This is a genomic window from Actinacidiphila acididurans (assembly GCF_016918855.1).
GTDB classification, from domain to species: Bacteria; Actinomycetota; Actinomycetes; order Streptomycetales; family Streptomycetaceae; genus Actinacidiphila; species Actinacidiphila acididurans.
In genome coordinates, this window is record NZ_JADKYB010000009.1 from 166,397 (window position 1) to 185,670 (window position 19,274).

Annotated in this window: 20 protein-coding genes; 10 read left to right on the top strand and 10 right to left on the bottom strand. The window is 73.5% G+C overall.

Going from position 1 to position 19,274, the window contains the following annotated elements; genetic code table 11:
• Positions 1–272: 272 nt before the first annotated feature.
• Positions 273–1,853, bottom strand: coding sequence for an FAD-dependent monooxygenase (locus ITX44_RS18525; RefSeq protein ID WP_205358382.1), 1,581 nt, complete (start codon positions 1,851–1,853; stop codon positions 273–275).
• A 218-nt stretch (positions 1,854–2,071) separates the two neighbouring features.
• Positions 2,072–2,665 (bottom strand): TetR/AcrR family transcriptional regulator, encoded by a 594-nt coding sequence (locus ITX44_RS18530; protein WP_205358383.1) that lies wholly within the window; start codon positions 2,663–2,665, stop codon positions 2,072–2,074.
• A 102-nt stretch (positions 2,666–2,767) separates the two neighbouring features.
• On the opposite strand from ITX44_RS18530, the gene ITX44_RS18535 reads away from it, so the two are divergent.
• Positions 2,768–3,670, top strand: a complete 903-nt coding sequence (locus ITX44_RS18535) for an SDR family oxidoreductase (protein WP_205358384.1) — start codon at positions 2,768–2,770, stop codon at positions 3,668–3,670.
• Here ITX44_RS18535 and ITX44_RS18540 read toward each other — a convergent pair.
• Entirely contained in the window at positions 3,657–4,841 is a 1,185-nt protein-coding gene (locus tag ITX44_RS18540; RefSeq protein ID WP_205358385.1) for an epoxide hydrolase family protein, read from the bottom strand. The genes ITX44_RS18535 and ITX44_RS18540 overlap by 14 nt on opposite strands.
• 247 nt (positions 4,842–5,088) lie before the next feature.
• On the opposite strand from ITX44_RS18540, the gene ITX44_RS18545 reads away from it, so the two are divergent.
• Positions 5,089–6,297, top strand: a complete 1,209-nt coding sequence (locus tag ITX44_RS18545; protein WP_205358386.1) for a hypothetical protein — start codon at positions 5,089–5,091, stop codon at positions 6,295–6,297.
• 63 nt (positions 6,298–6,360) lie between these two features.
• On the opposite strand, the gene ITX44_RS18550 is transcribed toward ITX44_RS18545, so the two are convergent.
• On the bottom strand, positions 6,361–6,939 hold the full coding sequence (locus ITX44_RS18550) for a TetR/AcrR family transcriptional regulator (protein ID WP_307795347.1): 579 nt from the start codon (positions 6,937–6,939) through the stop codon (positions 6,361–6,363).
• 139 nt (positions 6,940–7,078) lie between these two features.
• Between ITX44_RS18550 and ITX44_RS18555 the strand changes: the two genes are divergently transcribed.
• Complete coding sequence (locus ITX44_RS18555) at positions 7,079–8,566, top strand: MFS transporter (protein ID WP_307795348.1); 1,488 nt, start codon at positions 7,079–7,081, stop codon at positions 8,564–8,566.
• A 102-nt stretch (positions 8,567–8,668) separates the two neighbouring features.
• Complete coding sequence (locus ITX44_RS18560; protein WP_205358388.1) at positions 8,669–9,100, top strand: NUDIX domain-containing protein; 432 nt, start codon at positions 8,669–8,671, stop codon at positions 9,098–9,100.
• A gap of 206 nt (positions 9,101–9,306) precedes the next feature.
• On the opposite strand, the gene ITX44_RS18565 is transcribed toward ITX44_RS18560, so the two are convergent.
• Entirely contained in the window at positions 9,307–10,170 is an 864-nt protein-coding gene (locus ITX44_RS18565) for a LysR family transcriptional regulator (RefSeq protein WP_205358389.1), read from the bottom strand.
• 93 nt (positions 10,171–10,263) lie between these two features.
• Here ITX44_RS18565 and ITX44_RS18570 point away from each other — a divergent pair, with 93 nt between their 5' ends.
• A complete protein-coding gene (locus ITX44_RS18570) occupies positions 10,264–11,001 on the top strand; it encodes an SDR family oxidoreductase (protein WP_205358390.1) in 738 nt (245 codons plus the stop codon).
• Positions 11,002–11,131: 130 nt separating this feature from the next.
• On the opposite strand, the gene ITX44_RS18575 is transcribed toward ITX44_RS18570, so the two are convergent.
• Entirely contained in the window at positions 11,132–11,698 is a 567-nt protein-coding gene (locus ITX44_RS18575; RefSeq protein WP_236060977.1) for a GNAT family N-acetyltransferase, read from the bottom strand.
• Positions 11,699–11,752: 54 nt separating this feature from the next.
• Positions 11,753–13,243, bottom strand: coding sequence for a hypothetical protein (locus ITX44_RS18580; RefSeq protein ID WP_205358391.1), 1,491 nt, complete (start codon positions 13,241–13,243; stop codon positions 11,753–11,755).
• Positions 13,244–13,390: 147 nt separating this feature from the next.
• On the opposite strand from ITX44_RS18580, the gene ITX44_RS18585 reads away from it, so the two are divergent.
• Positions 13,391–13,942 (top strand): YciI family protein, encoded by a 552-nt coding sequence (locus tag ITX44_RS18585; RefSeq protein WP_205358392.1) that lies wholly within the window; start codon positions 13,391–13,393, stop codon positions 13,940–13,942.
• A 46-nt stretch (positions 13,943–13,988) separates the two neighbouring features.
• On the opposite strand, the gene ITX44_RS18590 is transcribed toward ITX44_RS18585, so the two are convergent.
• On the bottom strand, positions 13,989–15,332 hold the full coding sequence (locus ITX44_RS18590) for an NsdA family TPR-like regulatory protein (protein ID WP_205358393.1): 1,344 nt from the start codon (positions 15,330–15,332) through the stop codon (positions 13,989–13,991).
• A gap of 512 nt (positions 15,333–15,844) precedes the next feature.
• Between ITX44_RS18590 and ITX44_RS18595 the strand changes: the two genes are divergently transcribed.
• The 3 genes from ITX44_RS18595 to ITX44_RS18605 all read left to right on the top strand — a co-directional run bounded on the left by ITX44_RS18595 (position 15,845) and on the right by ITX44_RS18605 (position 18,072).
• A complete protein-coding gene (locus ITX44_RS18595; protein ID WP_205358394.1) occupies positions 15,845–16,303 on the top strand; it encodes an ATP-binding protein in 459 nt (152 codons plus the stop codon).
• A complete protein-coding gene (locus tag ITX44_RS18600; RefSeq protein ID WP_307795349.1) occupies positions 16,300–16,557 on the top strand; it encodes a helix-turn-helix domain-containing protein in 258 nt (85 codons plus the stop codon). The genes ITX44_RS18595 and ITX44_RS18600 overlap by 4 nt, the downstream gene beginning before the upstream one ends.
• A 429-nt stretch (positions 16,558–16,986) precedes the next feature.
• Positions 16,987–18,072, top strand: coding sequence for a hypothetical protein (locus tag ITX44_RS18605; protein ID WP_205358395.1), 1,086 nt, complete (start codon positions 16,987–16,989; stop codon positions 18,070–18,072).
• A gap of 146 nt (positions 18,073–18,218) precedes the next feature.
• Here the strand turns inward: ITX44_RS18605 and ITX44_RS18610 are convergent, their stop codons facing one another.
• On the bottom strand, positions 18,219–18,359 hold the full coding sequence (locus tag ITX44_RS18610; RefSeq protein WP_205358396.1) for a hypothetical protein: 141 nt from the start codon (positions 18,357–18,359) through the stop codon (positions 18,219–18,221).
• Here ITX44_RS18610 and ITX44_RS18615 point away from each other — a divergent pair.
• Positions 18,358–18,654 (top strand): hypothetical protein, encoded by a 297-nt coding sequence (locus tag ITX44_RS18615; protein WP_205358397.1) that lies wholly within the window; start codon positions 18,358–18,360, stop codon positions 18,652–18,654. The genes ITX44_RS18610 and ITX44_RS18615 overlap by 2 nt on opposite strands.
• Positions 18,655–18,703: 49 nt before the next feature.
• Here the strand turns inward: ITX44_RS18615 and ITX44_RS18620 are convergent, their stop codons facing one another.
• On the bottom strand, positions 18,704–19,063 hold the full coding sequence (locus ITX44_RS18620) for a DUF3040 domain-containing protein (RefSeq protein ID WP_205358398.1): 360 nt from the start codon (positions 19,061–19,063) through the stop codon (positions 18,704–18,706).
• Between the last annotated feature and the right edge of the window lie 211 nt (positions 19,064–19,274).

Here is a 19,274-nt window from a genome sequence, read left to right on the forward strand (position 1 = left end):
TCAACTCCCTCCAGGGCTGGCACACCCTGGTGATGACGGTCGCCAACGGCACCGTGACCTACTACGTCGACGGCCAGCAGTACTTCACCTCCAGCGGCAAGTACTACCCCCGCGAGGCGATGACCATCGACTTCAACGAGTGGTTCATCGACCTGCCCTTCACCGGCCAGCGCACCTGGGACGAGAAGGTCAACTGGGTCTACTTCAACAACTCCGGCGCCCTGTCCCCGGCCCAGGTCGACGCCGCCGTCTTTCGGCCACCGGGCATCACGTCACCCGGCCGCCGGCCCGACCCCGACCGCGCCGGACCCCGCGGCCGAAAGCAGCGCCCCGTACGCGTGCAGCGGCGCCTGGTCTTCCAGGGAGGCGACCGCCGCGACATACCCGTCCGGGCGGATCAGGACGCGTCCGCCGCGGGGCAGCGCGTACCGGGCGGCGGCCGTGCCGGACGGGTCGGCGAGCACTTGGTCGTAGCCGTCGCGGGTCGCGCCGGAAGCGCTGACCAGGATCTGCCGCAGGCCGGATACGGGCACGCCGGCCACCGGCGGCGGCACCGGGTCCTCGCCGGGGACCAGGGTGAGCAGGACGTGGCCCGCCTCGCGGGCGAGCACGGCACGCAGCGCGTCGCCGGCGTGCGGCAGGTGGTCCCCGCCCGTCAGGTGCGGGCGGCCGGGGGAGGCCACGACCAGCGGGCTGTGCCGGTAGGACAGGCTGGTTTCCTCGGTCTTGTCGGCCATCGCCAGGCGCACCGGGGCGAGCGCGGTGAAGGCGTGCATCGCCCCGTCGCGCAGCTTCTGCGCGATCGGTCCGGCAAGCGTGCCGGCCCGGGTCAGAGCCGTGGTGAACGCGATGACCTGCGCGCCGACCGGGTGGCGCTCGGCGTGGTAGCTGTCCAGCAGCGCCGAGCCGGCCGGCCCCGTGCGGCCCAGCGCGAGCTTCCAGCCGAGGTTGTACGCGTCCTGGATGCCGGTGTTCATGCCCTGGCCGCCGGCCGGGCTGTGCACGTGCGCGGCGTCGCCGGCCAGGAACACCCGGCCCACTCGGTACTGCGGCACCTGCGCGTGATGGATGTCGAACGTCGTCAGCCACAGCGAGTTCCGGATCCGGATCCGCCCGCAGCGCTCGTCGACGACCTGCTGGAGCCACTCCTGCGTGGCCGGCCCCTGCGCGCCGTCCGGGATCTGCGCGATCAGCCGCATCCGGTCACCCGTCATCGGGAACACCAGCAGCGGCCCGGCGTGCGGCGAGAAGAACGTGTACATGGTGTGCGGGTCGAAGTCGTGGGCGGCGTGGACATCGCCCATCAGGAACCGCTCGCCGTGGAAGGACCCGGCCAGGGCGCTGCCGACCAGGTGCCGCACGCTGCTGTGACCGCCGTCGGCCCCCACCAGCCAGGACGCCGCGAGCCCCTCCTCGCGCCCGTCGGCGTGCCGCAGCACCGCCCGCACGCCGCTGTCGTCCTGGTCCAGGCCGGTCAGGGTGATGCCGCGTTCCACACTCACGCCGTTGCGGGCCAGAGCCGCGGTGAGGATCCGTTCGGTCTCGGTCTGCGCGATGGTCACCGTGTACGGGAAGGGGCTGTCGACCAGGCCCAGTTCGATCCGCCCGACCGACCGGCCCGCGGTGTGCAGTTCCATCGCCTCGGTCCGCACGCCCGCGGCGATGATCTCCTCGACGACGCCGATGCGCTCGAGCATCTCCAGGCTGCGGGCGTGGACCAGGATCGCGCGCGACTGGCCGGTGGGCTGCGCCAGTTGGTCGAAGATGCGCACCGGCACGCCCCTGCGGGCCAGTTCGCCCGCGGCAGTGAGCCCGACCGGGCCGGCACCTATGACGACGATCGGGTCGCTCACCAAGGGATTCCTCGCGATCGGAGAACTCGAAAACTCGAAAAAAGGGGGCCGTACGGCAGGCCGGTGCCATTCCCGTCGTGCCCGACAAAGCACGACGGCGCGCAGCTTATCCCCAACTCCCGCCATCCGCCCGGTCATCGCGTACGGCCGCCGTCCCCCGCCGGGGCCGCGTCGTCCCGGGCACTTCACGATCCAACGGGCCGCGACGGGAGGGCGGGTCAGGCCGGTGCGGGGGCCTGCGCGCCGAGGTCCGCGGCGCAGGCCCGCAGTTCGGCCAGCACCGCGTGCGCGATCTGCGGATACGGCTGCCGGTTGTCCGGTTCGGCCCAGCGCGCGTAGGCGGTGCCGAACGCCAGGACCCCCACCTCGGCGGCAAGGCGTGCGGCCGTCTCGGGCGTGCCGCGCTCGCGCAGGGCGTCGGCGATGACGGCGGCAAGGCGGGCCCGCTTGAGCAGTTCGCGTTCCTGCAGTTCGCTGTTGGCGGCTATCACCGTGCGCCGCTGTCGGCCCAGGTCGTGGCGCTCCGGGCCGAAGAAGGGGGCGGCGGCCAGCAGGGCCGCGGCCAGCAGGTCGACGCTCGCCGTCCCCGGCGGTGCGGTGCGGATCGCCTCGCCGAAGCCGTCGGCCAGGGCGTCCTGCCCGCCGAAGAGGACCTCGCGCTTGTCGGCGAAGTGCCGGAAGAACGTGCTCTTGGTCAGCCCGGCCCGGTCCGCGATCCCGGCGACGGTGGTGGCCTCGTAGCCGTGCTCGACGAACAGGGCGAGCGCGGCGCGCTCCAGGCGCTCCCGCGGGTTGGGTTCCCATCTGGCCATGGCCACATTCTAGGTGATGGGACTCGGTCCCATCGCAGTGCTAGGGTGATAGGACCAAGTCCCATCACGGAGTGGGGCACGTCTCCCGCACCTGGAGCCACCATGCGTGTATTCGTCACCGGCGCGTCCGGCCACCTCGGCTCGGCGGTCGTCCCCGAACTCCTGGCCGCCGGGCACGAGGTCGTCGGCCTCGCGCGCTCCGACGCCTCCGCGGCGGCCGTCACCGCGTTCGGCGCGGCCGTGCGCCGCGGCGACATCGACGACCTGGCCGGGCTGCAGGAGGCGGCCGCGGACGCCGACGGCGTCGTCCACCTCGCCTACAAGCACGACCTGATGCGCACCGGGGACTTCGCCGGCGCGATCGCCGCGGAAATGACCGTCGTGCACGCCTTCGGCGACGCCCTGGCCGGCACCGGCAAGCCGTTCGTGATCTCCTCGGGCACCACCATGGCGGCGGGCCTGGGCCGGCCGGCCACCGAGCAGGACGCGCCCACCGCCCCCGGCCGCGGCGACGCCGAGAACGCCGTGGTGGGCCTGGCCGAACGCGGCGTGCGCTCCTCGGCGGTGCGCCTGCCGCCCATCACCCACAGCGCCCTGGACCGGCACGGCTTCGCCCGGACCCTGATCGGCATCGCCCGGGACAAGGGCGTGGCCGGCTACCCCGGGCAGGGCACCAACCGCTGGCCGTCGGTGCACACCCTGGACGCCGCCCGCCTGTACCGCCTGGCGCTGGAGAGCGCGCCGGCCGGCACCCGCTGGCACGCGGTGGGCGACGAAGGCATCCCGATGCGCGAGATGGCGCAAAGCATCGGCGACCACCTGGGCGTGCCCGCCGCGGGCATCCCGGACGACCGGCTGGAGGAGCACTTCGGGTTCCTCGCGTCCCTGATCGCCCTGGACTGCCCGGCCTCCACCGCCCGGACCCGGCAGGTCTTGGGCTGGGAGCCGGTCCATCCCGGCCTCCTGGAGGACTTCGCCAAGGGCGACTACTTCACCGCGCGGTAGAGGCGACGGCGCGACGGTAGGGGCGGAAGAAGTCGCGCAGTTCCTGCGCGTAGAGCTCGGGCTCCTCGAAGGCCGCGAAGTGCCCGCCGCGCGGGGGCTCGCTCACGTGCACGGTGTTGGCGGTGCGCTCCAGCCACGCCCGCGGCGGGCGCAGCAGGTCGGCGGGGAACAGCGCGAAACCCGAGGGCACCTCGACCCGGCGGGCCAGCTGCGCGGGCGCGATCGCGGCGTTCGCCCGGTACATGCGCATCGACGAGCCGATCGTGCCCGTCAGCCAGTACAAGGTGACGTCGGTGAGGATCTCGTCCCTGGTGAAGGACCGCTCGATGTCGCCGCCGCAGTCGCTCCACGCCCGCAGCTTCTCCACGATCCACGCGGCCAGCCCCGCCGGGGAGTCGCCCAGCCCGACGGCGGCGGTCTGCGGTTTGGTGCGGTGCACCGCCGCGTACGCGCCCTCGGCCGCCGCCCAGGCCGCCCCGTCCCGCAGCCAGGCGCGCTCCTCGGGCGTGAGGCCGGCCGGGTCGCCGGCGTACAGCGGCACACCGGCGTCGGTGCGGTGCACGGCCACCACCCGGTTCGGGTGGTCCAGCGCGAGGTAGCGGGCCACGTGGCTGCCGATGTCCCCGCCGGCCGCGCCGAACCGCTCGTAGCCCAGCACGCTCATCAGCTGCGCCCACAGCCCGGCCACCGCGACGGAGTCCAGCGGCGGCCCGGCGGGCCGGTCGGAGTAGCCGTAGCCCGGCATGTCGGGCACCACCACGTCGAAGGCGTCCGCGGGGTCGGCGCCGTGCGCACCCGGATCGGTGAGCAGCGGGACGACCTTGACGTACCGCCAGAAGGAGTCCGGCCAGCCGTGGCCGAGCACCAGCGGCAGGACCGGCCCGGCCGGCGCGGCTGCCCGTACGTGCGCGAAGTGGATGCCCAGCCCGCCCAGCCGCACCCGGAAGCGGGGGATACGGGCGAGCGCGAGCTCCTGCGCCGGCCAGTCGAAGCCGTCCGCCCAGTAGGCGACCAGCTCGCGCAGATAGCCCAGGTCGGTGCCGAGCGACCACCCGGCGTCCTGCGGCGCGTCCGGCCAGCGCGTCGCACGCAGCCGCCTGCGCAGATCCTCCAGCGCCGCACCGGAGGCCTGCGGGGCGAACGGCTCGGGACGGGGCGGGGAGGCCGGCACGCCAGGGACGCTACCAGCCGCGGCGCCCGCCCCCGCGGACCCGCGCCGTCCGGTCGCAGGTCCGGTCGCGGGTCCGGTCGGCGGCGGGCCCGGCACCGGCCGCGCGCTGTGGGCCGGGCTCCTGCAAACGGCGCAGATCCCGGCAATCCGCCCACGCCGGATACGGCCCGCGCAGTAGGAAGAACTGAACGGCCGCGCGCCCAGGGGGGCTGCGGCGCAGGCCGTCGACGCCTTCAGGGGGGCAACCGTGAAATCCTCACGTCCCGCACGCACCGCCGCGATCGCCGCGGCCACGACCGCCGCACTGGCGGCCCTGCTCGGCCTGTCCGCCGCACCGGCCGGCGCGACCGCACCCGCACCCACCTCCTACACCGTCCACGACCTGGGCACCCTGGGCGGCACCACCAGCAAGGCCACCGCCCTGGACCGCACGACGGTCGTCGGCGAGTCCGCCACCGCCCACAACCAGGCGACCGACGCCTTCGCCTACGACCGCGCCGCCGGCGCGATGAGCGACCTGGGGACCCTGGGCGGCACCAGCAGCACCGCGGTCGCCGTGCACGGCCGCCACGTCGTCGGCGACTCCACCCTGGCCGGCGACGCCGTCACCCACGGCTTCGTCTACGACCTGCGCAAGCACCGCATGCGCGACCTGGGCACGCTGGGCGGCACCACCAGCACGGTCACCGCGCTCGGCGGCGGCACCGTCGTCGGCGACTCCACGCTGCCCGGTGACGCGGTCACCCACGCCTTCGCATACGACCTGCGCACCCACGTCATGACCGACCTGGGCAGCCTGATGGGCCCGGCCGGCTCCAGCAGCGCCGCCGGCATCACCAAGGGCCGCTACGTCGTGGGCAATTCCACCGTCGCGGGCCAGCCGGCCTCCCTCACCCACGGCTTCGTCTACGACCTGAGCACCGGCACCCTGACCGACATCGGCACCGGCGGGGGCACGTACAGCAAGATCACCGACGTGTCGGGCCGCACCGTCGTGGGCTCCACCGCCATACCCACCCCCGGCTTCGGCGCCAAGCCGCACGGGTTCGCGTACGACCTGGTCACCGGCGCCTGGACCGACCTGGGCGACAAGCTGTTCGTCACCCCGCTGGTGTCCGGACGCCACGTGGTGGGCTGGGACGGGCAGGTCGGCTGGGCCTACGACCTGAAGACCGCCGCCCTCGTCCACGTCGGCGACCGGGGCGTCACCACGCCCACCGCGATCATCGGCAAGACCGCGATCGGCAACCAGTTCGCCCCCAACTCCTTCGCCTTCACCTACCGCACCGACACCGCCACCCTGACCCTGCTCCCCACCCTCGGCGGACGCAACTGCGGCGCGGTCGCCATCGACGCCCACGGCGCCATCGCCGGCTCCGCGGCCACCCCCGCCCCCGACCCCCGCGACGCCAACGGCCCCTTCCACGCAGCCTTGTGGACCCCCTCGGCCGCCTGACGCACGCACTCCCGACGAACGTCCTCCCTGACCTTCCGTACGCGGGCTGCCGCATACGGAAGGTCAGGCGGGTTGCCGACTGCCGCTGCGCAGGCCGTCGAAGGCGACCTGGAGCATCTTGTCGCGCTGCTCGGGCGTGGCGAAGTTGACGGTCGTGTAGCCCATGACGAACCGCATCAGGTCGTCGATGTCGACGTCGGTGCGCATCAGCCCGGCGGACTGGGCGCGCTCCAGCAGCGGGCCGCCCGCCTCGTACAGGGCCTGGGTGCAGGCCAGATAGACGGGGGAGTCGCGGTCGATGCCGGTGGCGACGGCCCGCTTGGTGGCCACGTAGTCCACGAAGCGCTGCAGCCAGCCCGTGACCGCCTCCCAGGGCTCGAGATCGCCCAGGCCGTCGGCCGCGCGGCAGACCGCCTCCACCTCGGTGAGGTAGACGTTCTCCAGCAGCGACTCGCGGGTGGGGAAGTTGCGGTAGAGCGTGGCGATCCCGACCCCCACCCGGCGGGCGATCTCGTCCAGGGGCGCGTCGGCCCCGTACTCGGTGAAGACCTCGCGGGCCGTGGCGAGCAGGGCGTCGTAGTTGCGGGCCGCGTCCGCGCGGTGCGGCCGCGGTGCCCGCAACGGGCTGAGGTCGGTGGGCACGCCCGGGTTCCCCCTCCACTGGAAACGGAGTACGGTTATCGGTAAAGTCATAACTGCACTCCGGATATTCGGAGTGGCGTTCTCAGTATAGGCGTGCGGCGGCGGCACGGTCCGGCCCCGGCGCCATGAGGGGTTCCCTGTGCCTGTTTTCGACCGGGCGTCCTCGACGCCCTCCTCCGCTTCTTCCGCCGCCTCCCCACCGGTGCCGTCCGCGGGCCCGCCGCCCGGGCCCGGGTCCGGGCGGGCCGCCGGGGTCCGGCCGGTGTTCGTGCTGCTGGCGGCCGGCGCCGGGGCGTTCGCGATGCTGCAGTCGCTGATCAGCCCGGTGCTGCCGACGATCCAGCAGGACCTGCACACCACGCAGGCCGGTGTGTCGTGGGTGCTGATCGCCTGGCTGCTGTCGGCCTCGGTGGCCACCCCGATCCTGGGCCGGCTCGCCGACATGGTGGGCAAGGACAAGGCGCTGCTGGTCGTGCTGGCCGCGATCGCCGCGGGCAGCCTGGTCTCGGCGCTGGCCCCGAACCTGGGGGTGATGGTCGCCGGGCGGGTGATCCAGGGCCTGGGCGGCGCGGTCTATCCGGTCGCGTTCGGCATCCTGCGCGACGAGTACCCGCCCGAACGCGTGCCGTCCGCGGTCGGCGCGATGTCCAGCGTCATCGCGGTCGGGGGAGGGCTCGGCACGGTCCTGGCCGGGCCGATCACCGGCGGCCTCGGCTGGCGGTGGCTGTTCTGGATCCCGATGGCCGCGGTGCTCGTCATCGCCGCGCTGTGCCGGCGGTACGTGCCCGCCTCCCCGGTGCGCACCGGCGGGCGCATCGACTGGCCGGCCGCCGCCCTGCTGTCGGTGTGGCTGCTGGCGCTGCTGCTTCCGGTCAGCCAGGGGCAGGCGTGGGGCTGGGGCTCGCCCCTGACCGTGGCGCTGCTGGCCGCGGCCGCACTCGCCTTCGCCGCCTGGGTGCGGCGCGAGTCCCGCTCGGCGAACCCGGTGATCGACATGGCCATGATGCGCCGGCCCGCGGTGTGGACCACCAACGCGGTGGCGCTGCTGTTCGGCGCCGCGATGTTCGCCACCCTCACCTTCCTGCCGCAGCTCGTGGAGACCCCCTCCTCGGCCGGCTACGGATTCGGGGCGTCGGTGACGGTGGCCGGGCTGGTGATCCTGCCGATGCTGGCCACCATGGCCGTCGGCGGGATGATCAGCGGCCCCCTGCACCGCACCGTCCCCTTCCGGGCCCAGCTCGCCTGGGGCTCGGCCCTGCTCGCCGCGGCCTGCCTGGGCTTCGCCTTCCTCCACGACGCCGCCTGGCAGATCGCGCTCGCCGGAGCCGTCTTCGGCCTGGGCCTGGGACTGGCCTACTCGGCGATGACCAGCCTCATCGTCCACGCCGTCCCGCCCGCCCAGACCGGCGCGGCCACCGGCATGAACACCAACATCCGCAACATCGGCGGAGCGCTGGGCACCGCGGTGGTCACCGCCCTCGTCACCGGCACCGTGGGCGCCGGCGGCCTGCCCTCCGCCGGCGGCTACGAGACCGGCTTCACCGTCCTGGCCGCCACCGCCACGGCCGGCGTCCTGTTCTCCCTGCTCATCCCCGGCCCCCGCCGCTCCCGCCCCGCCGACCGCTGACCGCTGACCGGGCACCGGCCGGGGCGGGGACAGGGACCGCCGGGGACAAGGACTGCCGGGAACGGGCCCGCCGCGGCCGGGCCCGCGGCTAGGGTCCGGGTCATGAAGACGCGTCACAAGGCGCACGCGGTCCTGCTCGACGCCGACCGGTTCCTGCTGCTGCGGCGCGGCTGGCCCGGCGGGACCCCGTACTGCACGGCGGTCGGCGGTACGGTCGAGCCCGGTGACGCCGACCTGCCGGCCGCCCTTCGGCGCGAGGTGATGGAGGAGGCCGGCGCCGGGATCGACCGGCCCGAACCGATCCTGACCCTCACCGAGCCGGGCCCGGCCGTCACCGTCGTCCACCACTTCTACACCGCCCGTATCCGCAGCCTGGACCCCGCCCGGCGGCACGGCCCGGAGTTCGAGGACCCCGACACCGGCACCTTCACCCCGGTGTGGATCGAGGCCACCGCCGAGGCCGTCACCGCAGCAAACCTCCAGCCGCCGGAGCTGGCCGCGTACGTCCTGGCCCACCTGGTCGGGCCGCCGTAGCTGGCCCGCCCCGCTCTTCCGCGTGCCGGACATGATCGCCGACGCGTCGCGCTCTCGCGGGTTGTCGCCGATCAGCCGTTCCGGCCGGCTGGCGGCTCCATCCGGCGGCGCGGGCCACGGGAACACCGCAGCGGCAACCGGCGCCGGGCCTGCCGTACCTGCTGAGGGCGCTGTGCCCTGTGCGGTGGCGGACCGTCAGGGGCGGGTCACAGCCGGGTGGCGGTGCGGATCAGGCCGGCCAGGGCGAGGGAGTGGCTGTGGGCGGGCCAGGCGATGTGGGTGACGACGGGGGGTGCGTCGGTCAGGGGGACGGCGGCGTGCTCGGACCACAGCCAGGCGCGGGCGGAGTCGGGGAAGACGGCCATGGTGCGGCCCAGGGCGATCAGCTGGGCCAGCTGCGTCTGGTCGTGGATCTCGGGGCCCGGGCCGGGCGGATAGGTGCCCTTGCGGGGCCAGCGGGCGGGTGGAAGACCGGGGATGTCGCCGACCTCGGCCGTAGTCAGCGCGGTGCGCGCGGCCAGGGGGTGCCCGGCGGGGAGGATGGCGATCTGCCCCTCGGTCAGCAGTTCCTCGCTGTCGAACCCGGCCAGGGAGTTGTACGGGGTGTGCATGAGCGCCACGTCGGCGCGGCCGTCGCGCAGCATCTCCTCCTCCTCGCACATGCCGCTGGGCAGCACCTCGACCTCGGCGGCGCCGGGCTCGGCCGCGTAGGCGGCGAGGAGCTTTTGCAGCAGTTCGTGGGAGGCGGCGGCCTTCACCGCCAGCACCAGGCGGTCGCGGGGGCCGCCCGCACCGTCGGCGCCGCCGGCGCGGCGGGTGCGGCGGGCGGCGGCGGTGGCCGCGTCCAGGGCCGCGCGGCCCTCGTGCAGCAGCACCTGCCCGGCGCCGGTCAGGCGCACCCCGCGGCGGTTGCGCTCCAGCAGCCGGACCCCCAGGCGCCGCTCGAGCTGCTGGATGGCCCGGGACAGCGGCGGCTGGGCCATGCCCAGGCGCTCGGCGGCGCGGCCGAAGTGCAGCTCCTCCGCGACGGCCGTGAAGTACCTCAGCTCGCGGGTCTCCAGGGTGTCCATGGCCCCAGCGTACGTCGGTGATACCTGCCCGGTATGACAGGGCACTGTATCGGTGTTGGCCGCGCCGCTCGCCCGCGGGCGAGCATCAACGGCATGAGCGAAACGAAGATCGCGCTGGTGACCGGCGCGAACAAGGGAATCGGGTACGAAATCGCGGCCGGGCTGGGCGCCCTCGGCTACCGGGTTGCCGTGGGAGCCCGCGACGAGGCCCGCCGCGAGAGCGCCGTGGAGAAGCTGCGCGCCGCCGGCGCGGACGCGTTCGGGGTGCCGCTGGACGTGACCGGCGACCGGAGCGTCACCGACGCCGCGGAACTGATCGAAGCGCGGGCCGGGCGCCTGGACGTCCTGGTCAACAACGCCGGCATATCGGGGGAGATGGGCCCGGGCTGGGTGCAGGACCCGACCACGCTCGACCTCGACCTGGTCCGTACCGTCGTGGAGACCAACGTCATCGGCGTCATACGGGTGACCAACGCGATGCTGCCGCTGCTGCGCCGCTCGCCCTCGCCGCGCATCGTTAACGTCTCCAGCTCCGTCGCCTCCCTGACCCGGCAGGCGGACCCGGACATCGAGGTCGGCCCGATCATGGCGGCCTACGCGCCGACGAAGTCCTACCTCAACGCCGTCACCGTGCAGTACGCCCGGCAGTTCGCCGGCACGAACATCCTGATCAACGCCGCCTGCCCGGGCCTGGTCGCGACCGACTTCACCGGCTTTCTCGGCCCCCGCACCCCCGAGCAGGGCGCGGCCACGGCGATCCGGCTCGCCACGCTGCCCGACGACGGCCCGACGGGTTCGTTCTTCGAGGACGACGGGGTCATTCCCTGGTGACGGTGCCCGGCCCCGGGCGGGGGAGCGCGGCGGCTTCTGCCCGGTCCGTGCGGCGGCCCGGGCGTGGGCGAGTCGGCGCGGGCCCGCGCCCGTATCCGCGAAGCCGTTGGCCGGACCCGGCCCGCGGGCGTCACGCCCAGTCGTTGAGCAGCGCGTACATGAACACGTCGCGGCGCTTCTCGCCGATCCGCTGCCATCCGCGCAGCAGCCCCTCGCGTTGGAACCCCGCGCGCTCGGCGGTGCGTACGGACGCGGTGTTCCACGGCTCCATCCACAACTCCAGCCGGGGAATGCGCAGTTCGCGCAGGGCCCAGTCGGCCACGGCGCCGGTCGCGGCCACTGCGGCGCCCTTCCCGCGGGCGGAGGCGACCACCCAGTAGCCCAGCGACGCACGGCCCTGGTCCAGGTTCCGCAGCCACAGCCCCACCGAGCCGACCGGCCGGCCGCCGGGCCCGACGACGACGAACGGATACCCGGCCCGCGCGGTCGCCCGCCCCCACTGCCGCTCGACGAACGCCACGCCCGCCCGCTCGGACCAGGGCGAGGGCACGGTCGTGATCAGCGGGATGTACGGGTCCCGCGACGCCTCCCGGACCAGCGGAAGGTCCGACAGGCGCCACGGCCGCAGCGTGAAACCCCCGGCGGCGGCGAGTTCGGGCACGTCCAGAGGCTGACCCATGCGGTCCACGCGGTCCATCCGCTCATCGTGCCGCCGGCCCGCGGCCTGCCGCACCCGGGTTTCGGGCGCCCTTCAGGGCGCCGGCTCCCGGAACGGTCCGGGCATCAGGCGCGCCATGACCGCGGGCGGCAGCGACGCATTGGCGGCGGCCGCTTCCGCCACCTGCCAGTCGCCGTCGGTGAGCAGGCCGGCGACGACTGGCGGCGGCAGGGCCGGGTGGCCGGCGGCTACGGGCCTGGCCTTCGGGTCCGCCAGGCAGGCCAGCAGCGCCGGGGCGGTGGCCTGCGGGTGCCCGGCGATGACGCGCAGGGCCTTGCGCACCGGCGGCCGGCGCCTGGCCAGATCCGCCAGCAGTACGGGGGACGCTTCCGGATTGGCCGCCACCTGGGCGATGACCTGGACCGCGTGCCGGGTGACCATGGCGCGCAGCCGGGCTTCGGACAGGCCCGGGTGCGGCGCCACGCACGCGGCCACGTTCGCGTCCGGGTCGGCGGCCAGCGCGTCCCGTATCCCCTCGGGCAGATCACGCCGTGCGGCCACGAGCCTGCGCGCGACCGGATCCGGCGCTGCGGCCAGGTGGGCGACCTCCGCCGGTGAGGCGGCGGCGACACGCGGCAACAGGCCCCGGCCCATCCGCGTTACGGCGGCCAGGCCGGTGAGGACGTCCAGCGGTACCCGGGGGTGGCGGGCGAGGCCGCGCCGCACGTCGTGGTCCGGGTCGGCGGCCATCGCGCGGATCAGGGCGTCGCCGATCGCGGGGTTCGCGGCGAGCCCGGCCCGCACCGCCGGGTCCGGGTCGGCGGCCAGGCGCTCGCAGATGTGCGCGGGCAGGCCGGCGTGGGCGGCGAGCGCCATGCGCAGCCGCACCGAGGGGTCGCCGGCGAAGCGGACGGCCGCCTCGACGGGCGTGGCCGGATTCCGCAGCGCCGCCTGCCGTATGCCGTGCACGGCGGAGCGGTGGGAGCCGTCGCAGACCGCGCCCGGCCACGGGGGCTGCCCGCCCTGGTCGCAGACCCGGCACCGCTCGGCCGGCGCGAGCCCGTCGCCGGTGAGCAGCATGGCCAGGACGGCCGGCGGTGCCGCCTCGTTGACGGCCACAGCGCGCCGCACATCGGTGTGCGGATGCTGCGCGAGGTCGGCGGCAGTGTCCGCGGCCGCCCACAGCGCGAGTTCCGCGACGACCTGTACGTCCGGGTCGGCGGCGAGCCTCGCCACAATCTCGGGCGGCAACCCCGGGCAGGCGGCCACCTTCTCCCGCACTTCGGGGTCCGGGTCCGAGGCGAAGCGCCGCGCCCACTGCGGCAGCCCGGCCCCCTGATCGAGCAGGGCGAGCGCCGCACGCGGCTGCGTTTCCGGATCGACGTCGGTCAGCCGGCCCTCGTACGCGAGCCGCACGGCGGCGCCCTCATCCCGCCCGGCCAGCGCGGCCGCCTGCGCCCCGCTGAGATCGGCGCGGGCCGCAAGACTTACGGCGAGGTCGCCGTCCGCGATCCCGATCAGCCGCTCGACCAGCGCGGCCGGCAGCGACGGATTTTGGGCGAGCCCGTGCAGGACGTGGTCCACCCGGCCCATCCTGCCCGGGCCCGTTGGTGACGGCTCGTGAATTTCCGCCCGCCCCACGGTCGAAGTCCCCGCCGGTCGGGGCTTGCCGTACAGGGCCTGCCGCAAACCCGCTCGCTCCGGTCCCCTGCGTGAAGAGACCCTATGGACATGGAGTTCCTCTGTTACCACCGCGACCGGCCCGGCTCCCTGCCGCTGCGCCACGAGTTGCTGGAAGACCACTGGGCCTACATGGACCGGTACGCGGAGCAGATGATCGCCCGGGGCCCGACCCTGGCCGATGAAGGCGACACGCTCACCGGCAGCGTGCACATCCTCGACCTGCCCGATCCCGCCGCCGCCCGCGCGTTCGCCTTCGACGAGCCGAACTACCAGGCCGGCGCCTACCGGGACGTACTGCTGCGGCGCTGGCGCAACGCACTGGGGCGCACCATGTGGGACTTCCCCGGCGGCCGCACCGGCGGCAACCGGTACCTGGTGCTCGGCCTCGGTACGGGGCAGGCCGCCGACCTCGAAGTCCCACGTGACCGGGACGAGCTGATCGCCTACGGGCCCCTGCTGTCCGACGACGGTGCCGCCTGGCTGGGCACGGCGGTGCTGCTCCGGGCGCCGGACCCGGACACGGCACGCGCCGTCCTCACACCGGACCGGTACGCCGACATCGAGGTCCACACCTGGCAGTTCGGCGGGCGCCCGTCATAGCCGGGCCCGGTCGCCGGGGGCTGGAGCGGGCTCCTCGGTATATGGCTCACGCTGCCATCGACGGCGCGACGAGCCGGGCCCGCTCGTACAGGTCGCGTGCGCTTGCGTTCTTGAGGTGCGGGCGGATGAGGCGGAACATTTCCTTGACGCGCATGTCCACCTTGTCCGAACTGATCGACGGGTAGCCGTCCAGCACCTTCATCCACGTGGCGCACGCTGCATCCAAATAGCCGATCTCAAGCTGACGCTCAGCCAGCAGCGCGCCGAAACGGAGCTCACTTCGGTGTGACTCATTTTTTGGATCGCGCAGGCGGAAATGCAACTGGAGGGAATCCACGCTTCCGGCGACGTCCCCCAGCGCGTATCTGACCTGCGCGGTGTGGTATGCCAGGGTAGCCGGGCTGTAGCCACCGAACGTCTGCTGTCCGCTGGCCGCCTTGCTCATGGCGACTTCGGTTTCCCCAATGCTCCGGAGGGCCTTGAAGCGCTCTCCTGCCACGGCAAAGGAATGGGCCTGTTGTCCTGCCATGAAGGCAGCCGTACGAGGCGTGACATCAGGTGCCGCCTCACTCGCGGCATTGGCCCAGCTCACCGCTGTCGATCCATGGCCCAAGTCCACGGACTGCACCGACATTCCGCGAAGGATGTGACAGTAAGCCATATGGTCTTCGCTGGCGCCGGCAAACTCCAGGCCTTTTACGTAATACTGCTGGGCGATTCCGTGCAGGCCTTCGTCCACCGCCATCCATCCCGTGAGGTAGCACAGCCATGATGCGGCGCCGACCATGGCCTTGCGTACTTCGCTCGATGCGTCGGCTTTCAAGTAGGGGGCGACGATGTTGACCATGAAGGCGGCAGCCATGGGGCGTGCGTATCGTCCCCCGAATTGATCATCCAGGTCCCCGAGACGATCTGTCATGTCGACAACCGATTGGACCTCGGGCGTACCGATACGCTGCATACGTCCGCTCTGGACGGCTTCCATGCGGCCCACGACGTCCTGCCACCCTGGAACAGCTAAAGCAACGGAGAACAGCTTTGCTCCGGCTCCTATGACGCTACGGCGTGTGGGGTCCATGTCCTGCCTCCCGAGGTCCAGTAGTCCTTCAACCGTGCTGACGTCATCGCTTTCGGAAGGCGCCGGGAAGCCGGCCTCGGCGTGCGTGACCGGGCGATTGAGGCGACGGGCAAGTGCCTCCAGGAGCAAGGGACGCACCTCGTCCCTTGGCATGTGGCCGTCGAGCCATTGGTAGGCGGAGGGGCGCTCGTAGCGGGTCGGCTTTCCCCGTTCGGTCGCCACCTTGTTCACCTCCTGGGCGAACTGCCGCAGCGTCCATCCGGTTTCGCGAAACAGCCGCGCCAGCCCCTCGTTCGGCTGCCGGTCACCCATGCGTGCCCACTCCCCGCGCTGTTTTAACGCTTTTAACGCCGGCCTGCGCTTCAACGGTAGCGCGGAGTGTAGCGACACGGTTGCCTAGAGCGAGACAGACGCCCCCGAGCGGACCGTGCGACCGGTTCGCCACAGGTCGGGCTGCAAACGGTGCGGGGAGAGAGGACCCCCGCGACCGTGCGACCGGCCCGGGGGCATGGCCAGCGGTAACAGAGGAGCGCTGACGTGCTTCAGAGTATCTTTCGGCTACGCGCAATGGGGTTCGTACGGCAACGGCCCCGCGCCGCGGTCAGTGGCAGGCGTGGCGCACAACGTGCCGTACGGCCTGCCGTTGTGCGCACCGTACGCACCAAATCCCCTGTGCCGAGCGGGACCTGGCAGCCGCAGCCCCAGGCCCGGGGCGCGTATTTCCCGCCTGCCGCGTGGGAGCCGCCCCTGCGCCGAGGCGGCGAGGGCCATTCCCCATCGGTGCGGCTCTGTGCGGAAGGCGCGGGGAGCGAGGGGCACGCGCAGTGACACTGCCTGTGCCCAACGCCCCCGCGGGGCCGCACACGGTTGCCCGGCGATGGACCCGTGACCCGGAGAACGTCGGGCGGGCCCGGGACGAACTGTGCCTCCACCTGGCGAAGTGGAACATGGCCGAGGTGACCGACAGCGCCGTACTGGTGCTCTCGGAGCTGGTCACCAACGCCGTACGGCATGCCCAACAGCCGGGCGACCGGTTGATCGAGACCCGGTTCGTACGCCGGGACGGGGGAGTACGGATCGAAGTGCACGACGCCGGCGACGACAAGCCGGAGCTTCGCGAGGGGGTGCCCTGGGACCAGGAGTCGGGCCGCGGGCTCGTCCTCGTGGACCACCTGACCGGCGGGCGGTGGGGTGTCAGTGACCGGGAGGGCGTCGGCAAAATGGTCTGGGCCCACCTCGTGTGCGGCTCGGGCGGCGGCGACGCGGCGGAGGTCGCGCCGTGAGCGCCCCCGCGCAGGGCGGGTCCCGTCGCGTGCGCTCCCGGCCCCGGAAGCTGAACCAGGAACCGCAAGCGGTCACCTACGCGCGGGAGAAGGCCGGCCTGACCAAGCGCGCCCTCGCCCGGATCGTGGGCATCTCCGAGCAGCTCATGAACGAGATCGAGTCCGGCTGGCGCAGCGCCACGCCCGCCGTCCTGCCCAGGATCGCCGAGGCGCTGAACTGCCCGGTGGTGTTCCTGGAACGCAAGCGCGACTGACCCCGCAGCGCGGGATCCCCGTACCGGCCTCGCCCAGGTCAAAGCACGTGCCGGTACGGGTCCGGCGCCCCGGCGCGCGGAAACCACCTGCCGGGGGCACCTTTCCGGCTTCGCTCACGGCAACGACCGGCTCGACGCCCCCGACACCTTCGAGTTCCCGCCCGGGGGGCGCCGTCCGGGCGATCAACCCGAGGTGTTTGCGTGACAGTTCCGGATTATTGCCCTCTTGTCCCTTTGAAGGGCGCTCGGGCCCTTCATACCCGAAAGGCAGCACTCGGATCGACGGGGGCCGGTACCTGCTGCGCACTCCGCCGGGTGCTTCTCCGCACAAAAAAGGGGGGGACCTTGAGATCCATCCAGGCGTTTTCGGGGCGCGGGGGGACCGGGGGAGGCCGGGCCGGACGGGGCCGCGGCGCCGTGCGGTACGGGATGGCCGTACTCGCACTGGTCGGGGGCCTGTTCGTGGCCGGTGCGGTGCCCGCGGGCGCCGACGCGCCGCCCGCGGCGAAGACCGTCGTGGCCAAGCCGCGGCCGGTGCCGCCCGCGGGTGTGGCGGTCGGCACGGTGAACGTGCCCAAGCCGCGTACGACGCACCCGACGCACTCCGCCATGGCGCCGATGGCGGGGTGGAGCGTGTCGCTGACGGCGAGCACCTCCGCCCTGTGGCCGACGCGGTACACCACGCTGACCGCCACGGCCAGCGCCGATGTCGGACCCACGACCTACTACATCATCATCTACAACGACGCCGGCTCGGTCGTGGGCTTCTGCGGCAACGGCACGGTGTGTTCCGTCGCGGTGACGTCGCCCACTCCGGCCACGCACTACTTCCACGCCACCGTCGCCGACAGCGCCGGCACCACTGTCGTGGCCTACTCCCCGTCCGTCGAGGTCGACTGGTACACGGCGGACCTCTCCCTGGCGGCCGGCCTGCACACCCTGCCGGTCGGCAACTCCACCGTCGTGACCGAGACCTCCAGCCGGGACATCGGCCTCTCCCCGTTCTGGGTCCAGATCTGGGACACCACCACCGGCACCTGGCTGGGCCAGTGCGGCACCGGCACCACGTGCAGCGTCACGGTGAGCCAGAGTGTGGCGACCACCCACACGTACGCCGCCACCCTGGCCGGGAACACGCCGCAATCGGGCGCCGTCTACCCGCCGGCGCAGCTCCAGACGACCTCGCCGGTCAACTACATCACGTGGACCGGTTCCGGGCTCCAGGTCGCGCTGACCGCAACCGCCCCCGGGTACAACACTCCCGTGACGGTCACCGCCACCGCGAACATCGACGTGGGGCCCACGCCCTACTGGATCGAGATCTTCACCCTGGACGGCACCCGGCTGATCACCTGCGCCGCGGGCTCCACCTGCTCCTACACCTTCTATCCCGCCCGCTATCCCGGCGAGACCGATGTGGTCGCCTTCCTGTCGGCCAACTCGACCACTCTGCCGCCGGCCGCCATCCAGGCGTCCTCCAACACCGTCGCCACCTGGTACTACTACCTCGGCTGACCGCACCCGATGCGCGCCGGACCCGGGAACCCGGGAGGGCGTACGAGGAGGCGGGCCGGGACCTCCCGCGCGAGGCCCCGGCCCGTCGGTACGGATCGACGCCCGCCCGCCCCGGGGAAACGGGAACGCCGCGGGCCCGGCGTGCGTCACAGCGGCATGAGGCTTGGATCGGCCGCGGGGGCGGTCGCGTTGACGGCGACGGTGGCCGTCCTGGCGACGGGGTGTGGGCAGGGGCAGGCGTGCACCTTGATCGGGGCCGTCTCCGGGGTGACGGTCGATCTGCGCATGGAGCCCGGGACGACATATCGCCTGTGCGTCGGGGCGAGCTGCCAGGCGCGGACCGCCCGGGCGCAGGACGCGGGCCCGAGCTTCCTCCAGGTGGCCCTGCCGGATTCGGTGGGCGCCCGGAAGGTGTCCGTACGGTTCACCGCCACGCACGGCGCAGCCGGGCCGCCCGCGGTGGACGAGCGCAGGACCGTCAAGCTGACCAAGAGCCAGCCCAACGGAGCGGGCTGCGGCCCCACGGCCTACCAGGCGGGCCTGACCTACGACCCGGGCACGGGCCTGAGCCCGCACCACTGAGCGGCCGGGCGCTGAACGGCCGCCCGGCCGACGGGTGTTGGAGGGGTGGCTACGCGTTCGGCGCGGGCCCGGTGGGGGTGCCGGAGGCCGGCCGCGGGTGGAGCCTGCGCGGGACCCGCCGGGCGTGCCTGCGCCCGGCCCGCTGAGCGGCCCTGGGCCCGCACGCCCGCATCAGGCCGGCCGTCGCCGCGACCGCGGCGAGGGCTGCCGGAATGTAGAGGGCGGGCCAGTGCGCGCACAGCGCGACGAGGGCGGCCCAGGCCGCGCCCATGGACATGAGTACGGTCCAGCCCGGGACCACCGGGCCGGGTGCCGGGCCGAGCACCCGTGCCAGCCGCCGGTCGGCCGCCAGTTCGTGCTCGATGTCCGCCAGAATCTGCTGTTCCCGTTCCGTGAGTTCAGAGCTCATCGGTCGTCACCCGCCTTGTTCCGCCGCCCCACCTGAGAAACATGTGCCCGGAATGCCGGTGTTCATACGGCAGTTCACCGACCACCACGAGCCACTTTTCCCCGGCCCGCGCCAGGTGGCCAGGCTACGCCCCGCCCGGACCCCTGCCCCGGCTCTGCGGTGCGCGCGCCTCGGTCGGTTCGTTTTCCCGACCTTGTATGCTGGCGTACGA